The organism is Candidatus Saccharibacteria bacterium oral taxon 488 (assembly GCA_010202645.1).
Taxonomy (GTDB): Bacteria; Patescibacteriota; Saccharimonadia; order Saccharimonadales; family Saccharimonadaceae; genus Nanosynbacter.
This window is the reverse complement of the sequence record CP047920.1, coordinates 759616-775837: the sequence shown is the minus strand read 5'-3', so window position 1 is coordinate 775837 and position 16222 is coordinate 759616. Positions and strand designations below refer to the sequence as shown.

At 47.0% G+C, this 16222-nt stretch carries 14 protein-coding genes; 11 read left to right on the top strand and 3 right to left on the bottom strand.

Features of this window, described 5'->3' with window-relative positions; genetic code table 11:
• Nucleotides 1-11 precede the first annotated feature (11 nt).
• The 4 genes from GWK77_04235 to dcm all read left to right on the top strand — a co-directional run bounded on the left by GWK77_04235 (nucleotide 12) and on the right by dcm (nucleotide 6942).
• Nucleotides 12-2699, top strand: a complete 2688-nt coding sequence (locus GWK77_04235; protein ID QHU93345.1) for an N-6 DNA methylase — start codon at nucleotides 12-14, stop codon at nucleotides 2697-2699.
• Complete coding sequence (locus GWK77_04230) at nucleotides 2696-4669, top strand: ATP-dependent helicase (protein QHU93344.1); 1974 nt, start codon at nucleotides 2696-2698, stop codon at nucleotides 4667-4669. Before GWK77_04235 ends, GWK77_04230 begins: the two co-directional genes overlap by 4 nt.
• Complete coding sequence (locus GWK77_04225; protein ID QHU93343.1) at nucleotides 4662-5819, top strand: GIY-YIG nuclease family protein; 1158 nt, start codon at nucleotides 4662-4664, stop codon at nucleotides 5817-5819. The genes GWK77_04230 and GWK77_04225 overlap by 8 nt, the downstream gene beginning before the upstream one ends.
• Nucleotides 5820-5904: 85 nt before the next feature.
• On the top strand, nucleotides 5905-6942 hold the full coding sequence (gene dcm, locus GWK77_04220; GenBank protein QHU93342.1) for a DNA (cytosine-5-)-methyltransferase: 1038 nt from the start codon (nucleotides 5905-5907) through the stop codon (nucleotides 6940-6942).
• A 48-nt stretch (nucleotides 6943-6990) separates the two neighbouring features.
• Here dcm and GWK77_04215 read toward each other — a convergent pair whose 3' ends face one another.
• Complete coding sequence (locus tag GWK77_04215; protein QHU93341.1) at nucleotides 6991-7455, bottom strand: YbhB/YbcL family Raf kinase inhibitor-like protein; 465 nt, start codon at nucleotides 7453-7455, stop codon at nucleotides 6991-6993.
• A 9-nt stretch (nucleotides 7456-7464) separates the two neighbouring features.
• Entirely contained in the window at nucleotides 7465-8199 is a 735-nt protein-coding gene (locus GWK77_04210) for a hypothetical protein (GenBank protein ID QHU93340.1), read from the bottom strand.
• A gap of 92 nt (nucleotides 8200-8291) precedes the next feature.
• On the opposite strand from GWK77_04210, the gene GWK77_04205 reads away from it, so the two are divergent.
• The 7 genes from GWK77_04205 to GWK77_04175 all read left to right on the top strand — a co-directional run bounded on the left by GWK77_04205 (nucleotide 8292) and on the right by GWK77_04175 (nucleotide 15423).
• Nucleotides 8292-8909, top strand: a complete 618-nt coding sequence (locus GWK77_04205; GenBank protein QHU93339.1) for a hypothetical protein — start codon at nucleotides 8292-8294, stop codon at nucleotides 8907-8909.
• An 82-nt stretch (nucleotides 8910-8991) separates the two neighbouring features.
• The gene (arcA, locus tag GWK77_04200; protein ID QHU93338.1) at nucleotides 8992-10227 is read left to right on the top strand and encodes an arginine deiminase; all 1236 of its coding nucleotides are present in this window, start codon (nucleotides 8992-8994) and stop codon (nucleotides 10225-10227) included.
• Nucleotides 10227-11216, top strand: a complete 990-nt coding sequence (gene argF, locus GWK77_04195; protein QHU93337.1) for an ornithine carbamoyltransferase — start codon at nucleotides 10227-10229, stop codon at nucleotides 11214-11216. The genes arcA and argF overlap by 1 nt, the downstream gene beginning before the upstream one ends.
• Nucleotides 11217-11249: 33 nt before the next feature.
• Nucleotides 11250-12803, top strand: a complete 1554-nt coding sequence (locus GWK77_04190; protein QHU93336.1) for a YfcC family protein — start codon at nucleotides 11250-11252, stop codon at nucleotides 12801-12803.
• The gene (gene arcC, locus GWK77_04185; protein QHU93335.1) at nucleotides 12803-13756 is read left to right on the top strand and encodes a carbamate kinase; all 954 of its coding nucleotides are present in this window, start codon (nucleotides 12803-12805) and stop codon (nucleotides 13754-13756) included. Before GWK77_04190 ends, arcC begins: the two co-directional genes overlap by 1 nt.
• A gap of 128 nt (nucleotides 13757-13884) precedes the next feature.
• Complete coding sequence (locus GWK77_04180; protein ID QHU93334.1) at nucleotides 13885-14793, top strand: hypothetical protein; 909 nt, start codon at nucleotides 13885-13887, stop codon at nucleotides 14791-14793.
• Nucleotides 14794-14850: 57 nt separating this feature from the next.
• Nucleotides 14851-15423, top strand: coding sequence for a hypothetical protein (locus GWK77_04175; GenBank protein ID QHU93333.1), 573 nt, complete (start codon nucleotides 14851-14853; stop codon nucleotides 15421-15423).
• A gap of 48 nt (nucleotides 15424-15471) precedes the next feature.
• Here the strand turns inward: GWK77_04175 and GWK77_04170 are convergent, their stop codons facing one another.
• The gene (locus tag GWK77_04170) at nucleotides 15472-16128 is read right to left on the bottom strand and encodes a CHAP domain-containing protein (GenBank protein ID QHU93332.1); all 657 of its coding nucleotides are present in this window, start codon (nucleotides 16126-16128) and stop codon (nucleotides 15472-15474) included.
• Between the last annotated feature and the right edge of the window lie 94 nt (nucleotides 16129-16222).

The following is a 16222-nucleotide window of genomic DNA, read 5'->3' as shown; positions in this document are numbered from 1 at the left end:
TATTGTGAATTATGCGTATAACACTAAAAGATGTTGAGAATAATGTAAAACCTCTTGGTGATAAGTTGACCTACAACAAAGATTTTATATTTGATTTGCTAGCTGCCTACGGTCGAGCACCAGCCAACATTACACGTCTACGCAATGGTCAGCTCAATGTTGCTGAAGATAGGGTTAACGAGATCGCTCAGAAGGGAGTTGTCTATTTTAAACCCGTGGACGTTTCGGACAATGAATTATATGCGGTCGTTGACGACCTAAAGACTAGCCCCTCTATCGTTCGCTATAGTATTAGGTTTATTATTGTTACTAACTATAAAAAACTCCTTGCAATAGACACTAAGACAAGCGAGCCACTCGATATTGAGCTTCAGGAAATTGATAAGCACTACACATATTTTCTGCCCTGGGCGGGAATGGAGAAAACACAGTTTATCGCTGATAACCATGCCGATGTTAGGGCTGCCGAGAAGATGGCAAAACTTTTTGATATACTCGTTGCCCATAACAATTACAAGACTGCCGATGAGTGGCATAACCTTACGATATTTTTTACCCGTTTACTATTCTGTTTCTTTGCAGAGGATACTGGAATATTCCAAAAGAACCAATTTGTTGATGCTGTTGGATCGTACACACAAGAAGACGGCTCTGACATGCATGAGTTTTTACTGGTGTTATTTGAGGCATTAGACGATGAGGATAAATCAGTCTACCCAGCTTATTTAGCGGCATTCCCGTATGTAAACGGTCGGTTATTTTCCAAAGACTTTGCTGTGATACCACAGTTTAATAAGCAGGCTCGTGATCTGCTAATTGAAGCTTCGAGCAAGCTCGATTGGAGCGATATTAATCCTGACATATTTGGTAGTATGTTTCAGGCAGTTATCCGCCCAGGAAAACGGGTTGGTCTGGGTCAGCATTATACTAGTGTGCCTAATATCATGAAAACAATTGAGCCATTATTTCTCGATGAATTAAAAGAAGAGTTTGATAGAGTATTTAACGACAATAAGAGGCTGGAGCGGCTACTGGAGAGGATCGGTAGCATAAAAGTGTTTGACCCAGCCTGTGGTTCTGGCAATTTCTTGGTTATCGCCTACAAAGAATTACGCAAACTTGAGCATGCTATTCTTGAACGGAAGGGTGAGCTAACAGGTATGATGCAGCAGGCTCTGCTTGGCTCTCGTGTAGATATTGAAAATTTTTATGGTATTGAGATTGACGATTTCGCTCACGAGGTTGCAATCCTTTCACTTTGGCTTGCTAAGCACCAGATGAATATGGAGTTTACTGAAAAGTTTGGCATCGACTTGCCTCTCATACCCCTGAAAGAAACTGGAAGTATCATACACGGTAATGCGGCCCGAATTGATTGGCAAGACGTGTGTCCAAATAGTGCCAATGATGAAGTGTATATTATTGGCAATCCACCTTATGTTGGTGCAAAATTACAAAATTCTACCCAAAAACGAGATTATGAATATGTGTTTTATGACGAGCCATACTCCAAAAATCTTGATTACATTGCGTTATGGTTTATTAAGGGTGCTCGATATATTGCTGGCTCAAATGCTCAATTAGCATTTGTCGCCACTAACTCTGTGACACAAGGTGAACATGTAGGGCTCATGTTTCCAAAGATTTTTGAGTATGGTGTAGAAATTGGTTTTGCGTACACTTCATTCAAATGGGAAAATAATGCCAAGCATAACGCGGGGGTAACAGTATGCGTTGTGAGTTTACGCAATCCAAGTACAAAACCTAAGTATATATTTACTGAAGGGGTCCAGACTCAGGTAGATAATATCAACGGATATCTTGCTGCTGGTCGATCAGATTTGTTTATCAATCGGCGAAATCACTCCATATCTAATCTACCAGATATGGTGTTTGGTTCTATGCCAAGAGACGGTGGATTCTTAGTATTGTCGCCAGCCGACCGCAGAATACTACTATCAGAGTCAAAGGAGTCCGCAAAATATATCAAGAAATATCTTGGAGCTGCAGAGTATATTCGCGGCATAGACCGATACTGTCTATGGATTACGAGTGATCAGTACGACTCAGCAAGTATGATACCTGGCATCAAACAAAGGTTAGAGAAAGTAGCTAACAACAGAGCTGGAAGTAATGCTAAAAGCACCCGTGACTACGCCAATCGACCATACCGTTTTGTACAAATTAGTTATAAACCGACCAGCTCAATAATCGTCCCTCGTGTTTCTTCAGAGCGTCGTGAGTATTTGCCGATAGGCTATCTAAGCAAAGACACTGTCATATCTGATGCCGCTAACGCTGTTTATGATGCTGAGCCATACATTTTTGGGCTGCTCTCAAGTCGCATGCATATGATGTGGGTACGCGCAGTAGCTGGTCGACTTAAAACAGATTTTCGATATTCTTCTGCTATCGTATACAACAACTTTCCAGTTCCAGTATTGACCGATATAGAAAAGGCTAATATCGAAGAAAAATCATTTGCTGTTCTGGATGCTCGCGAGAATCATCCAGAAAAGACTATTGCCGAAATGTACGACCCAGATAAAATGCCCGATGATTTGCGTCTTGCACATCAGGCGCTTGATGGCGTCGTGGATAAAATCTACCGCAAGAAACCATTCGAAAGTGACGAGGAACGCCTTGCATACATATTTAACTTATATGAAACTATAACATCAAAAGAGAGGTCTGCATGAACACCAAAAAACGGCCAGTAAATGTTATTAGTATTGAATATAATCAGACTGGCAATAGTGTCTGCACTAACAGCATGGGTATGCGCGAAATGCAACGGCGTGTGTATGAGCAACGTCACTCTAAATATCTACTCATAAAGGCGCCTCCAGCGTCTGGTAAATCTCGTGCCTTGATGTTTGTTGGTCTAGATAAGCTATTCAATCAAAATCGTCGCAAGATCATCGTATCAGTACCAGAACGCTCTATAGGTGCTTCTTTTGAGACAACTGATCTGAAGTCACATGGCTTTTTTGCTAATTGGGAAGTTGACGATAAGAATAATCTGTGCACTCCTGGTGCTGAAAAAAGCAAAGTTGAAGCATTTGTGGCATTTATGAATAGTAATGATCCTATCCTTATCTGTACGCACGCTACGCTGAGGCTTGCTTTTGAAGCTTTGTCGCCAGACGCATTCAATGGTTGTGTATTAGCAATTGATGAGTTTCATCATGTATCATCAGATGTTGGCTCTAGCCGGCTTGGTAGTCTACTCCGAGATGTTATGAGTGGTAGTGATATACATATTATCGCCATGACTGGTTCATATTTCCGCGGTGATGCCGTACCTATTCTACTGCCAGAAGACGAAGCTAAGTTCTCGCCAGTGACATTTAATTATTATGATCAACTAAATGGTTATGAGTATTTGAAATCACTAGGTATTGGTTACCATTTTTATCAAGGCCAATACACTTCAGCTATTCATGAAGTGCTTAACACTGATAAAAAAACTATTATACACATACCAAATGTTAATAGCGGTGAATCGACTAAGGATAAAATAGAGGAAGTTGGTCAGATCCTTAGTGTTATTGGCGAGGTGGTTTATCAAGACGATGATACGGGCATTATCCACGTTAAGCGACATGAGGATGGTAAGATCATCAAGGCTGCTGATCTTGTGGATGATACTGACCAAATAAAGCGTGCGAAAACCTTAACTTACCTGAGTCAAGTCGCTAAGGAGGATATAGGCGCTGTCGACATTATTATTGCTCTAGGTATGGCTAAAGAAGGTTTTGATTGGCCTTTCTGTGAACATGCTCTAACTATTGGTTATCGTGCATCACTGACAGAGATTATCCAAATTATTGGTCGTTGTACACGTGATAGTTCCAATAAAACGCAGGCTCAGTTTACTAACCTAATTACTGAACCCGAGGCTACTACTGATGAAGTGAAGCTATCTGTTAATAATATGCTAAAGGCTATCACGGGATCATTACTCATGGAGCAGGTACTCGCACCAAATTTTAAGTTCAAGACAAAGACGACTGGCGATGATGCTTCAACCCGTCCTAAGGGGATTATCAGTATTCGTGGATTCAAGGAGCCAAGCAGCGATCGAGTAAAACAAATTATCGAAACCGACCTTAACGACTTAAAGGCTAATATATTACAGGATGAAATCATCATTAAGGCCTCTGCTACTAATCTTGATCCACAGGTTACCAACAAGGTGTTAATCCCAAAGATCATCCGTGAACGATACCCGGATTTAACCGAAACACAGATAGAAGAGCTTCGCCAGCAAGTTGTGGTCGATTCAGTAATTAAGAATGGTGAGACAAAAGAGGTGGGCGATCGGCGTTTTATCAAGATGGCTGATAAGTTCGTCAATATTGATGAAATCAACATTGATCTTATTGACTCGGTAAATCCGTTCCAGAAAGCATTTGAGATTCTGTCTAAATCTGTAACCACTCAGGTATTGCGTGTTATTCAAGAAGCTATCGCTGCAACACGAATTGATGTAACTGAAGAAGAAGCAGAATTGCTTTGGCCAAAAATCAACTTATTCTATGAATTGCATGGCCGTAAACCAGATATTAATTCGCGAAATGAGCAAGAAAAGCGCATGGCCGAAGTATTGTCCTATTTACAGCGCAAAAAACGTGAAGATATAGCTTCAGGAGGTAGTAATGTCTGATAGGCTTAGAAGGATTTTTGATAGTGACGAACACGATTTACTTAAAATCAGTCTGCAAACACAGGCGTCCACTCCTGATGATAGATTGGCTGATGCATTTCTAGAGATCAACGACTTCTATGCTGAATATGGTCGTATCCCAGAAGTGAGTACCACTGACGTATATGAGCGCAAACTTGGTGTTCGGCTTCGTGCTTTAATTTTGGACGATGATAAAACTAAGATACTAGAGGGTCTAGATATCCATGGGCTATTAAAGCCAGTGCCAGCCCCCGAAACTCTAGATGAGATATTTGCTGGTGACAGGTTTGGTTTACTTAATGACCAAACTGGTATATTAACTATGCGTAATGTTCCAGCTAATATTAAGAAAGCTGAAAATATAGCGCGGGCACGTAAAAGTAGAGACTTTGCTAAATACGAGCAAGGGTTTAAGGATGTTCATTCTGGGTTAATATCTGGTGAACTATTGCGTAGTAGTATCAGCAGTGAATATCAGATATTGCCAGGCAGATATTTTGTATTTAATGGTCGGCTGGCGTATGTCGAAAGTCGTGACAATAACTTCAAGGTTAATGGCAAAGTTAACGCGCGCTTGCGTGTTATATATGAAAATGGCACAGAGTCTAATATTCTACTTCGTTCATTTGCACGAACGCTCTATCGAGCAAAAGAAGGTGCGAGAATCGTACCCGCTAATTATCAAACAGATTTGGAGTGGAGTGATGAGACGAACAATGACCAAGTGACTGGTTATATTTATATCCTAAGATCACTCAGTGAAGAACCTCAAGTGCAAAACCTACAAAACCTCTATAAAATAGGTTATACTACTGGCTCTGTCGAAAATCGGATAAAGAATGCACAAAATGATCCAACCTATCTCAATGCGCCAGTAGAAACGGTCGCTAGATACAAGTGCCTCAATATGAATACTCAAAAATTAGAACACCTTATCCATCATTTCTTTGCCGAGGTAAGACTAAATATATCACTGAAATTACCAGATGGTACTAACTACACACCAAATGAGTGGTATATTGTACCGCTGGATGTGTTAGATAGAGTGATTGAATTGATTAGTAACGGCGAAATTGTCAACTACTATTACGACTCTGGTCTACATGACATAGTACTCGATAAAGATTAAAACGCCAAAGACTACACAAAATTTTCGATAATAGATACAATAGTTGTAGTAATTTCATCAGTTCAAAACGAAAGGTGGATGAAGAGTGAAAAAACGAACAGCAATTGATCTTTTCAGTGGGGCTGGTGGATTAACGCAAGGCTTAAAGCAGGCTGGTTTTAATGTTATTGGCGCCATTGAAAGTGTGCCAACCTACGCCGAAAGTTATCAAATGAACCACCCAAGGGTTAATCTCAAGGTTAGTGATATTACAAAGGTGGACCCGATTAAATATATGGAAGAGCTCGGCTTAATGAGTGGAGAATTAGATTTGCTAGCTGGCTGTCCGCCGTGTCAGGGCTACTCAACGATAGGTACTCGCAATAGAGGTCAAAGAAATGACCCGAGAAACGAGCTTATCTATGAGGTGTTTCGTTTTGCGACAGCGCTTCAGCCAAAGACTATCATGATGGAGAATGTACCAGCACTCAATAAGGATGTTCGATTAAAAAGATTAATTGAAGAGCTTAAAAATATTGGTTATCACGTCGACCATAAGGTATTAAAGATGTCTAACTATGGAGTCCCCCAGGGTCGTAGGCGTATGATTATGCTAGCTTCTCGACTTGATAATATAAAAGTTGTAAAGCAAGAAGTTGACGAAGATAAAGTAGTAACTGTTCGCGACGCTATATCACTTCTGCCAATTGCTGGGTTGAGTAATGATCCACTGCATGATGCCTTGAGTAATCCTACTGAAAAAGTGAAAAGACTTATTACTATGATTCCAAAAGACGGCGGTAGTCGTACCGATCTCAGTGAAGAATATCAACTTGAATGTCATAAACGAACGAATGGATTTAAGGATGTCTATGGTCGTATGGCGTGGGATAAGCCTGCACCGACTATTACGGGAGGATGTAATAACCCGTCAAAGGGTCGATTTTTACATCCAGAGGAAGATCGTGTTATTACACTTCGAGAGGCAGCGCTTTTGCAGACATTCCCTGTTAATTATAAGTTTTCGTTCAGATCGGGCAAAGCTGGTGTTGCTACGATGATTGGAAATGCTTTGCCGCCAGCATTTATTGAGTTTCATGCACGTAATATAATAGAGCATCTCAATACAACTTGTTTGTGTTAACTTTTTATACTATTTAGTGTTCAATAAATTATCTCTAGAACAATTAAATCACGAGCTCCGCCGCAAAATATCCAACACGCCAAATTTTCCAGTCAGCATAGCTTGGTCGATGGTGTGCGGCGTGAGGGCAGCGATGAGCTCTTTTGGTTTGGTGTCGCTTGGTAAGTCCAGTGTCGTGTTCAGCGCGTACACGTAAAATTGATAGCGGTGTGTGCCAAACGGCGGCTGCGGCCCGCCCCAACCAGGACGGCCCCAACTGGTAACCCCTTCGACGGCGCCTAGGGACAGTGACTCGCTAGTAATTTCAGTGGTTTTGCTCGGCAAATTCCAAACCGTCCAATGATAAAATCCATCGCGCCCAGGCGCATCAGGGTCATGGCAGACAACTACCAGACTTTTGGCGTCTGTTGGCACGTCGCTGATCTCGAGCGGCGGGCGTTGGTTGCCGCCGAGCTTGGAGTAAATTTTTGGTATTTTGGCGTTTTCGGCGAACGCAGGGCTAGATATTTTCATACTATAATTTTAGCATAGTGATATTTTTGTCGCTTCGGGTACGTGAAGGTCAAAATCAATATCGGTTTTCTGGACAATCTCGTAACAAGACGATACTGCTGGGTTGTCTGATAGTTCAATCACCATTCCATCATTAAATAGTTGCCCTTGTCGATAGATATTGTGAATAAACGGTACATTTGGTTTTGTTTTTCTCAGGCGATATAATGCTGATTCATGTCGTGTTCCGCCATCTGTAACAACTTTGGGCTGCGTATGCCATTGTCCCATAATACATAATGTTGGTAGAGGGTCGTCAATTCCGAGGATATTCTTAGCTAGTTGTTCTTCTCGTTCTTGCGGGCTTGGTGGTATGATGGCGTCCTCATCTAAATTGTCAAAAAATGTATCAATAAAAACAAGCGCTTTAAGTTGATTTTGCTGCAGAAGAATTGCTATCGTTTTTATCATTTCAAGAGATAGAATGCTTGAGTCAAAAAGGTCTTCATCAATCAGGGAAAAATCATAAGAACCGGTTTTTACTGAAGTGATGAAGTTAAGTACAGTGGGGCTGGCTTCAATAGCCAATCGCTGGATGTCAAGTTTTCTAACTAGGGTATAGATAATATCGGCATTTTCTTTGATGCCGTGAATTTCGCCATATACAATTAGGTTTGACTTTTGTAGGGCGGGTCGCAGGAGCTCGAGGTGCTTTATGTCTAATTGTTTTGGTAAAAATGTTTTGATAATTTCATATACATTCATGATCTCTAATTGAGAGTTTACTGTAAGGAGTTATCAACATACAAGAGCAACATTATTTGCCAATGGCCCATAGGCTATTTATAATAACCGTTATGAACATAGCCGACCAACTCCTCGCCAAATATCCCATCATTTCCGACCAAGTTGACGCCAAAGAACTCGGCGTCCTGCTGCGGGAGCTGGAAATGGTGCTGCGAAGCGGCATGGCGGGCAATATCGTGGAGTTTGGCTGTTATGTCGGCACGACGAGTTTGTTTATCCGGCGGTTGCTGGACGCTTATAATTTTACCGGTGAGTTTCATGTTTATGATTCGTTTATGGGCTTGCCAGAAAAAACTCAAGCAGACAGCAGCACTGCGGGTGAGCAGTTCAAAGCCGGCGAGCTGCTAGCGCCACGCAAAACCTTCATCCAGAATTTCAAAAAGGCTGGCTTGAAAATGCCAACTATTCACAAGGGCTGGTTTGCTGATTCCACTCCTGAGGACGTGCCGGAAAGTATCATCTTTGCGTTTTTTGACGGTGATTTTTATGAATCAATTATCGATTCATTCCGCGTCTGCGACGGCAAGTTTCAGAAAACGGCGACTATCATCGTTGATGACTATGCTAATGAAGCCTTGCCGGGCGCGGCGCGGGCGGTCGATGAGTGGCTGAGGTGCCACCCGGCCCAGGTGACAGTCGAGTCGTCGTTAGCCATCATTCGGCAGTGAGCTAGCCCCTGAATGATACTTGTGTTCTGTTTAGTATATGCTATATTATTAGTATAACCATAAACAAAAAGGGGATGGGGGTATGGATCCATTACATATTACATCAGAAATTGGCCGACTCAAGGCGGTGCTGTTGCATCGTCCGGGCGAAGAATTAGAAAACTTAACACCAGACTACTTGACTGATCTGCTGTTTGACGACATTCCGTATTTGCAGGTCGCCCAAAAGGAGCATGATGCGTTTGCTCAGGTATTGCGTGATCACGGTGTCGAGGTGTTGTATCTCGATCAGCTGGTGACCGAGGCGCTATATACTGATCAATTACGTGAGCAGTTTGTTGATGAAATGTTGGCAAATTCGAAGCAAGGGTCACGCCGTGTTACCAGGGTATTGCGCCAGTTCCTGCTGGACCTACCAACGAACGCGATGGTGCGTAAAATTATGGCTGGTGTGCGCAAGGATGAGATCACGCTGCCGCCAGATCAGCATCAGCAGCTGCACAATATGATTGAGAAAAATCACTATCCATTCTACCTCGATCCGATGCCGAACTTGTACTTTACGCGTGACCCGGCTGCAGCCATTGGTAACGGCCTGACGATCAATAAGATGCATTGGCCGGCACGCCGCCGCGAATCGCTGTTTATGCGCTATATCATCGATCATCATCCGCGGTTTGCCGGCAAGAATGTGCCGGTGTGGTATGATCGTCACGAAAAGTTCTCAATTGAAGGTGGTGATGAGCTAGTGTTGAGCAGTGAAGTGATGGCCATCGGCGTATCGGAGCGCACCACGGCTGAGGCAATTGAAAAGATGGCGACGAAACTGTTTGCTGGCTCTGGCTTTAAGAAAGTCGTTGCTATGGAGATTCCGAAGTCGCACGCCTTTATGCACCTGGATACGGTGTTTACCATGATTGATCGGGACAAGTTTACTATTCATCCGGAAATCCGCGACCGCGGCGGCAAGATGAATTGTTTCGTATTGGAAAAGGTTGAGGGACAGCCGTTCCCGCGCATTACGCATGAGACGGATCTCGAGCATGTCTTGCGGGTGGCCTTGGGGCTGCCGAGCGTTACCTTGATCGAATGTGGCGGCGGTGATCCGATCGCAGCAGCCCGTGAGCAGTGGAACGACGGCTCAAACACCTTGGCAATTGCGCCGGGCGTAGTGGTGACGTACGACCGCAACTACGTCACTAACCAAAAATTGCGCGAGCACGGTGTTGAAGTTATAGAAGTCAGCGGTGCTGAGCTTGGCCGCGGCCGTGGTGGTCCGCGCTGTATGAGCATGCCGCTAGTACGGGAGGATGTATAATGGCACAAAGTTTGAAAGGGCGATCATTTTTGACACTGGGTGATTTTACCGCGGGTGACATTCGGTTGCTACTAACGACGGCAAATGAGTATAAGCGGATGAAGTACGCTGGTACGCCGCATCGGATTCATGAGGGCAAGAATATTGCGTTATTGTTTGAGAAGACCTCGACCAGGACGCGCTGCGCCTTTACGGTGGCAGCTAACGACCTCGGTATCGCGCCGGAGTATCTCGGTAAGGACGATATTCAGCTTGGCAAGAAAGAGACAGTCGAGGACACTGCCAAGGTGCTGGGCCGGATGTTTGATGGTATTGAGTTTCGCGGTTTTGCACACAAAACAGTAGAAGATTTGGCGAAGCACGCCGGCGTGCCAGTATGGAATGGATTGACTGATAAGTTCCATCCAACGCAGATTCTAGCTGACTTTATGACCATCGAGGAGCATCTCGGCAAGCTACGCGGTGTCAAGCTGGTGTTTGTTGGCGATGGTCGCAACAACATGGCCAATAGTTTGCTGCTTGGCTCGGCCATTATGGGGCTGGACTTTCGGATTTTAGCACCGCGTGAATTGTTCCCCGAAGAGGGTCTCGTCCATCGTGCGCATGAATTGGCACATCAGAGTCATGGGCGAATTACTATCACTGATAATTTTGAGGAAGCCCTGCGCGGTGCCGATGTCATTTACACCGATGTTTGGGTGTCGATGGGCGAAGAGGATAAGTTCGCCGAGCGCATCAATCAGCTGCGTCACTTCCAGGTTAATCGCGACATGCTGAACCTCACCGGCAATCCTGAAGTCAAGTTCATGCACTGCTTGCCGGCCTTTCATGATGCGTTGACCACGACCGGCCAGCACATCAGGGACGATTTCGGGCTAGAGGCGATGGAGGTGACGGATGACGTCTTCCGTTCGCCGAATTCGATCGTCTTTGACCAGGCGGAAAATCGTATGCATACCATCAAGGCGGTTATCGCTTTGACGCTGTAGATGTCTAATACAGGAGTAAAGGAGGCTCCGGACATGGTAGAAAAAATGAAAAAAATTAAGAAAAAGCTGCGCTCGCCCTCAGCCTTTACTGTGCTGTTTGTGGTGATTGCCTTGATGGCAGTCCTAACGTGGATTATCCCGTCTGGTGTGTACAACACAAAACCAGATCCAAATGATGCGGAAAAGACAGTGCGCATCGCTGGTACGTATAAACAGACTGATAAAGTCACTACTAAAAAAGCCGATGACGGCACCGAGACAACCACCGACTCCCGCCAAGGTTTGTGGGATGCAGCACTTGCGCCGATCAAGGGCATGAGCGAGAAGCTTGACGTCATCGTCTTCGTGTTGATCCTCGGTGGATTCCTCGGGGTGACGATGAAAACTGGTGCGCTGGATGCGACGCTCGGTGCCATGCTGCGCAAGATGAAGGGCAAGGAGAAATGGCTTATCCCAATTCTCATGACGTTCTTCGCTATCGGTGGTACCACCTACGGCATGCAGGAAGAGGCAGTGGCGTTTTACGCGCTGGTGGTGCCGATCATGATGGCGGCTGGCTATAACGCCATGACTGCGGTGATGGTGATCGTGCTGGGTGCTGGTACTGGTGTGCTTGGTTCAACGTTAAACCCATTTTCAACTGGTATCGCTGCCAAGTCGGCTGACGTGCCACTCGGTAATGTGTTGGGTCTCCAATCAATAATTTTACTGCTCTGTTTGATTGCGGCTATCGTGTTCACCATGCGATATGCCTCAAAGGTAAAGGCTGGTAAGTATAAAGATGATGTTCGGTATAAGCCAGCCACCACCGCACTTGATATGAGCAACGTGCCAGAATTTACCGGTCCGCGTAAAGCAGTGATGGCGGTCTTTGGCGTCACCTTCCTATTGATGATCATCTCGCTGATCCCGTGGGGCAACTGGGGGATTACGTTGTTCGCCGATATCCATAAATGGTTTGCAGAGCTACCGGTCGTTGGTGCTATCTTGGGTCTCGATCATGTCTTGCCATTTGGTGAGTGGTACTTCAACGAGATCTCGACCCTGTTCCTGTTGTCAACCTTAGTCATCGCAGCGATTTATTATCGCCAATTCAAGAAAGAGGAAATCTTCGTTGTTGACACCTTCCTGAAGGGTACAGCCGATCTACTGAGTGTGGCGCTGATCATCGCAGTAGCAGCTGGTGTTGGCGTGGTGATGCAGAATGGTGCGATCCAAGACACGATCATCAGCTGGGGTGAATCTGCACTGAAGGGTGCGGGTAGTCTCGTTGGCGTTCTGGCCTACATTTTCTACTTGCCGATGAGCTTTATCATTCCGTCATCATCAGGCCTAGCGGCAGCAACTATGCCAGTCATCGCGCCAGTGGCCGACCTAGTCGGCTCCAGCAAGGAGATCATCGTTGTCGCATTTGCAACAGCATCAGGTCTATTGAATATGATGGCACCAACCATTGCTTCGTTGATGGGTGGCTTGGCTCTAGCTGGCGTGTCGTACCGTGCATGGTTGAAACGTTCGATACCAATTATGGTGGTCTTCGCGATCATTAGCCTCGTAGCTATCACGGTATACGGAGCCATCGCCTAATGAATCAGCAGCGAACCATTGTCGTCGCGCTTGGAGGTAACGCCCTGCAACGTCAGGGCGAGGCCTCGTCCCAGGCGCAGCAGCGAGTGGCTGACGAAACGATCGCCCAGCTCCTGCCGCTGATTCAAGCTGGCCACCGCGTAGCCATTGTCCATGGCAATGGCCCGCAGGTCGGTAACATTGTCCTACACGAGGAAGCGATTAACACCGAGGCGGTGCCGAGCTTGCCGCTGGAAGATTCTGGTGCGATGAGCCAGGGGCTGATCGGCTTTTGGCTGCAGCAAGCGATCCACGATGCGCTGGCAACTCGTGGTGTGCATGATAAGTACGCAGCGAGCATCGTTACCCAGACGGTGGTTGATCAGGCTGATCCAGCATTTCAAAATCCAACCAAGCCGATCGGGCCATTCTATTCGGAAGAAGAGGCCAAGAAGGTACAGGCTGAACGCGGCTATACAGTGCGTGAGGACTCGGGCCGTGGTTGGCGGCGCGTTGTGCCGTCACCGAAGCCTCAGGAAATTGTCGAGGCTCCCGTCATCAAGGCGCTGGTCGATGCCGGCGTGTTGGTTGTCTCGACTGGTGGCGGCGGCATCCCGGTGCTGCGTGATGCGTCGGGCCAATTGAGCGGCGTGGCTGCAGTGATCGACAAGGATTTTGGAGCGGCCAAGCTGGCGGACACACTCGGGGCGGACACACTATTGATCCTAACCTCGGTTGATGCAGCTAAGGTCAATTTTGGTCAGCCGACAGAGCAGTCACTTGGTGAGGTATCGGTCGAGGAGCTGCAGCAGCATATTGATACTGGGCAGTTTGCGGCTGGGTCAATGCTACCAAAAACCCAAGCGGCGTTAAGTTTTGTGGCTGGTGCTTCGGGCCGTACGGCGATCATTACCTCGCTCGAAAAAACTGCTGACGCTATCAACGGTGCCGCCGGTACGCGCATCAAGAGTTAGCTCTCATATAAATAAACACTCAAAACCACCAGTCGGACAGCTCGGCTGGTGGTTTTCGATGATGGCCTCCGCAAGCTTATTGTCATCTAACCGGTACCAAAATATTTCAAATGAGCTATACTGAGAACATGATAGAATACCTGCATTCAACAGGCGAGGCGATCGCACCGATTCAGACATTACGTAGCGGTAGTTGGCTGCGCTGCGAACGGCCAACCGAAGAGGAAGTGTCCGAGCTGCTGACGCTGGGGATGGACGAGGACATGATTAGTGACGCGCTCGACCCGCATGAGGTGCCGCGTATTGAGTTTGATGATGAGTGGACGTACTTGATCGCCCGGCTACCAGATACGGATGATGATTTTAATGATTTTACTACGCCAATTTTGTTCGGCATTCACAAGGAGTATGTGGTGACATTGTCGCGCGATAGTCTGGGCCGGCTGTGGCAGCCGTTTATTGATAAGACGCGGGTGCGGACATCACGGCGGATTGAACTGGTGGTGGCGATGATCGAGGCGGTGTCGATCCAGTACCAGCGGCGGGTGGCGACCATCAATCGCCAGATGCGGGCGGCGACTGACGATATTCACACCTTGCGGGCGCGTGATATCGTCACCTTGACCGAGTATGAGCGCAAGTTAAATGACTACCTGGACGCCTTGCTGCCGATGAACTGGGCGATTGAGCGGCTGATTGCCAATCGCAGCTTGCGGCTCAAGGACGACGACAAGGATGATGTCGAAGATATCTCCATTGACCTTGAACAGGTAATTAGCCGTTGTAAATCGCTGCTGCGAACCATCACCAATGTGCGTGATAGCTACCGGGCGGTGATGGATACGCGGCTGAATGAGACGATTCGGCTGCTGACGGTGATCACGGTGGCGCTGACTATTCCAACCATGGTGGCCGGGCTGTATGGCATGAATGTGCCCTTGCCGGCCGCGGAGAGTCCGGTGACCTTTTGGGTGGTTATTGGCGGCAGCGCGCTGGCAGCACTGGCGATTGGCTATTATTTTTTGAAGCGGCGCTGAGATCCTCGGCGGGATGGCGCTTGTGCTTACCATTGTTTTTGGGTATAATAAAGCAACATGGACATCAAGAAACTAATTCACTTTTTTAAGGATAAATTAGCGCAGCTACCGGCTATGCGCGAGCTGCATGATCCTGAGAATTCGCGGTTTGTTGCCTGGTGGAGTGAGGTGATGGCGACCGGTGAGGAAATGGGTGACGCCTATATGCACCGAGTGATGCGGATCGAGTTTTTGCCGGCGATCGTTTCCGAAGGTGGGGATAATTCTGAGGAATTCGCCCAGGCCTATCAACGCGGCATGGACGAGGCGGAGGCCTTGATGCGGGCAACGATTGAAGGCCTCGAAAACCTCCAGCGCAAAGCCGAAGCTGCCAAGCGCAGTCCCAAGCATGCGCACGAAGTGGTCTCGCCTTACGTTGCTCTCAGCGACGAGCAGGTCAAGCAAGTCACTCAGGCAATGCGCCTCGATCGGTATGATGGCCAGACGCAGCGGACGGTCAAGCGCCTCCTCGAGGAGCTCAAAAATGGTGGCACAAACAAGGATGCTATCGTTGACGCCGTAACCTGGCTGGCTGAGCAGCAGCCCGATGCATTGGTGGCGTTTCTGCTAGCGGCAAGTCACGCGGCGTAATGCGGCGACTCGGTTAGGCGAGGCGATCCCGCATCAGACGGGATAGGCTTATTCTGCCAGCACGCCATATCCCAGCAGTCCATCGTAGCGCTTATCGCGGTTGACGAACACGCGGATGCGGTTCGCCTCATTGCCGCCGACGGTGGTCAAAACGCCGTCGTCATTTTTCAAGACGATGTTCGTGTGGTCACCAAACACCGGTGAATTGCGGTAAATTGCCACGTCGCCAGGACGCGGTTGGTAGCCGGAATTAGCAGGTTTGAAGCGACCGGCCGCTTCGTAATATTCGCGCAAGGTAAACGTTCCCGGAATACGCCAGCCGCCAGTGTGCGGATTCTTTAGCGGCGCGCCCGCCTGCTGCATGATCCAGCTCACAAAATCGGCGCACCACGCTTCACGGACGCCTTGGCTGAACTTGGTGCCGGCGGATTGTGCTTCGAATTCGGTTTTGGCTAGGCTGATAATTTTTTGCCGGGTCGGATGTAAATTTGTGGTATCAATCTGCGGGAACGTCGCCTCGCCGCGCGATGGATCAATGCTGCCGGCCACCCTCAGCGAGTGAAGTTTATGAGTAATTTTTGGCCAATACAGCGCACCGAGACTGATACAAACAGCGATTAATGGTATCAGCACCAGTGCAAATACGTACCGTTTCTTGAGGCGACTGCGCGGCCGCGTGATGGAGAGGTGGGGCTTCTTTGGCATATGGTTAGTATAACGGTATCGTGTCGGCTTGGCTAGTCCTCCCGGGTTGCATACCTCACGCAGAGTGTTATAATGACTAACTAAAGATAGGCTG

Bases quoted from the DNA above. Each gene is read 5' to 3' on its own strand.
- arcA (QHU93338.1), top strand. From the start codon at position 8,992: ATGGATCCATTACATATTACATCAGAAATTGGCCGACTCAAGGCGGTG.
- arcC (QHU93335.1), top strand. From the start codon at position 12,803: ATGAATCAGCAGCGAACCATTGTCGTCGCGCTTGGAGGTAACGCCCTG.
- GWK77_04215 (QHU93341.1), bottom strand. From the start codon at position 7,455: ATGAAAATATCTAGCCCTGCGTTCGCCGAAAACGCCAAAATACCAAAA.
- GWK77_04210 (QHU93340.1), bottom strand. From the start codon at position 8,199: ATGAATGTATATGAAATTATCAAAACATTTTTACCAAAACAATTAGAC.
- GWK77_04205 (QHU93339.1), top strand. From the start codon at position 8,292: ATGAACATAGCCGACCAACTCCTCGCCAAATATCCCATCATTTCCGAC.
- argF (QHU93337.1), top strand. From the start codon at position 10,227: ATGGCACAAAGTTTGAAAGGGCGATCATTTTTGACACTGGGTGATTTT.
- GWK77_04190 (QHU93336.1), top strand. From the start codon at position 11,250: ATGGTAGAAAAAATGAAAAAAATTAAGAAAAAGCTGCGCTCGCCCTCA.
- GWK77_04230 (QHU93344.1), top strand. From the start codon at position 2,696: ATGAACACCAAAAAACGGCCAGTAAATGTTATTAGTATTGAATATAAT.
- GWK77_04180 (QHU93334.1), top strand. From the start codon at position 13,885: ATGATAGAATACCTGCATTCAACAGGCGAGGCGATCGCACCGATTCAG.
- GWK77_04170 (QHU93332.1), bottom strand. From the start codon at position 16,128: ATGCCAAAGAAGCCCCACCTCTCCATCACGCGGCCGCGCAGTCGCCTC.
- GWK77_04175 (QHU93333.1), top strand. From the start codon at position 14,851: ATGGACATCAAGAAACTAATTCACTTTTTTAAGGATAAATTAGCGCAG.
- GWK77_04225 (QHU93343.1), top strand. From the start codon at position 4,662: ATGTCTGATAGGCTTAGAAGGATTTTTGATAGTGACGAACACGATTTA.
- GWK77_04235 (QHU93345.1), top strand. From the start codon at position 12: ATGCGTATAACACTAAAAGATGTTGAGAATAATGTAAAACCTCTTGGT.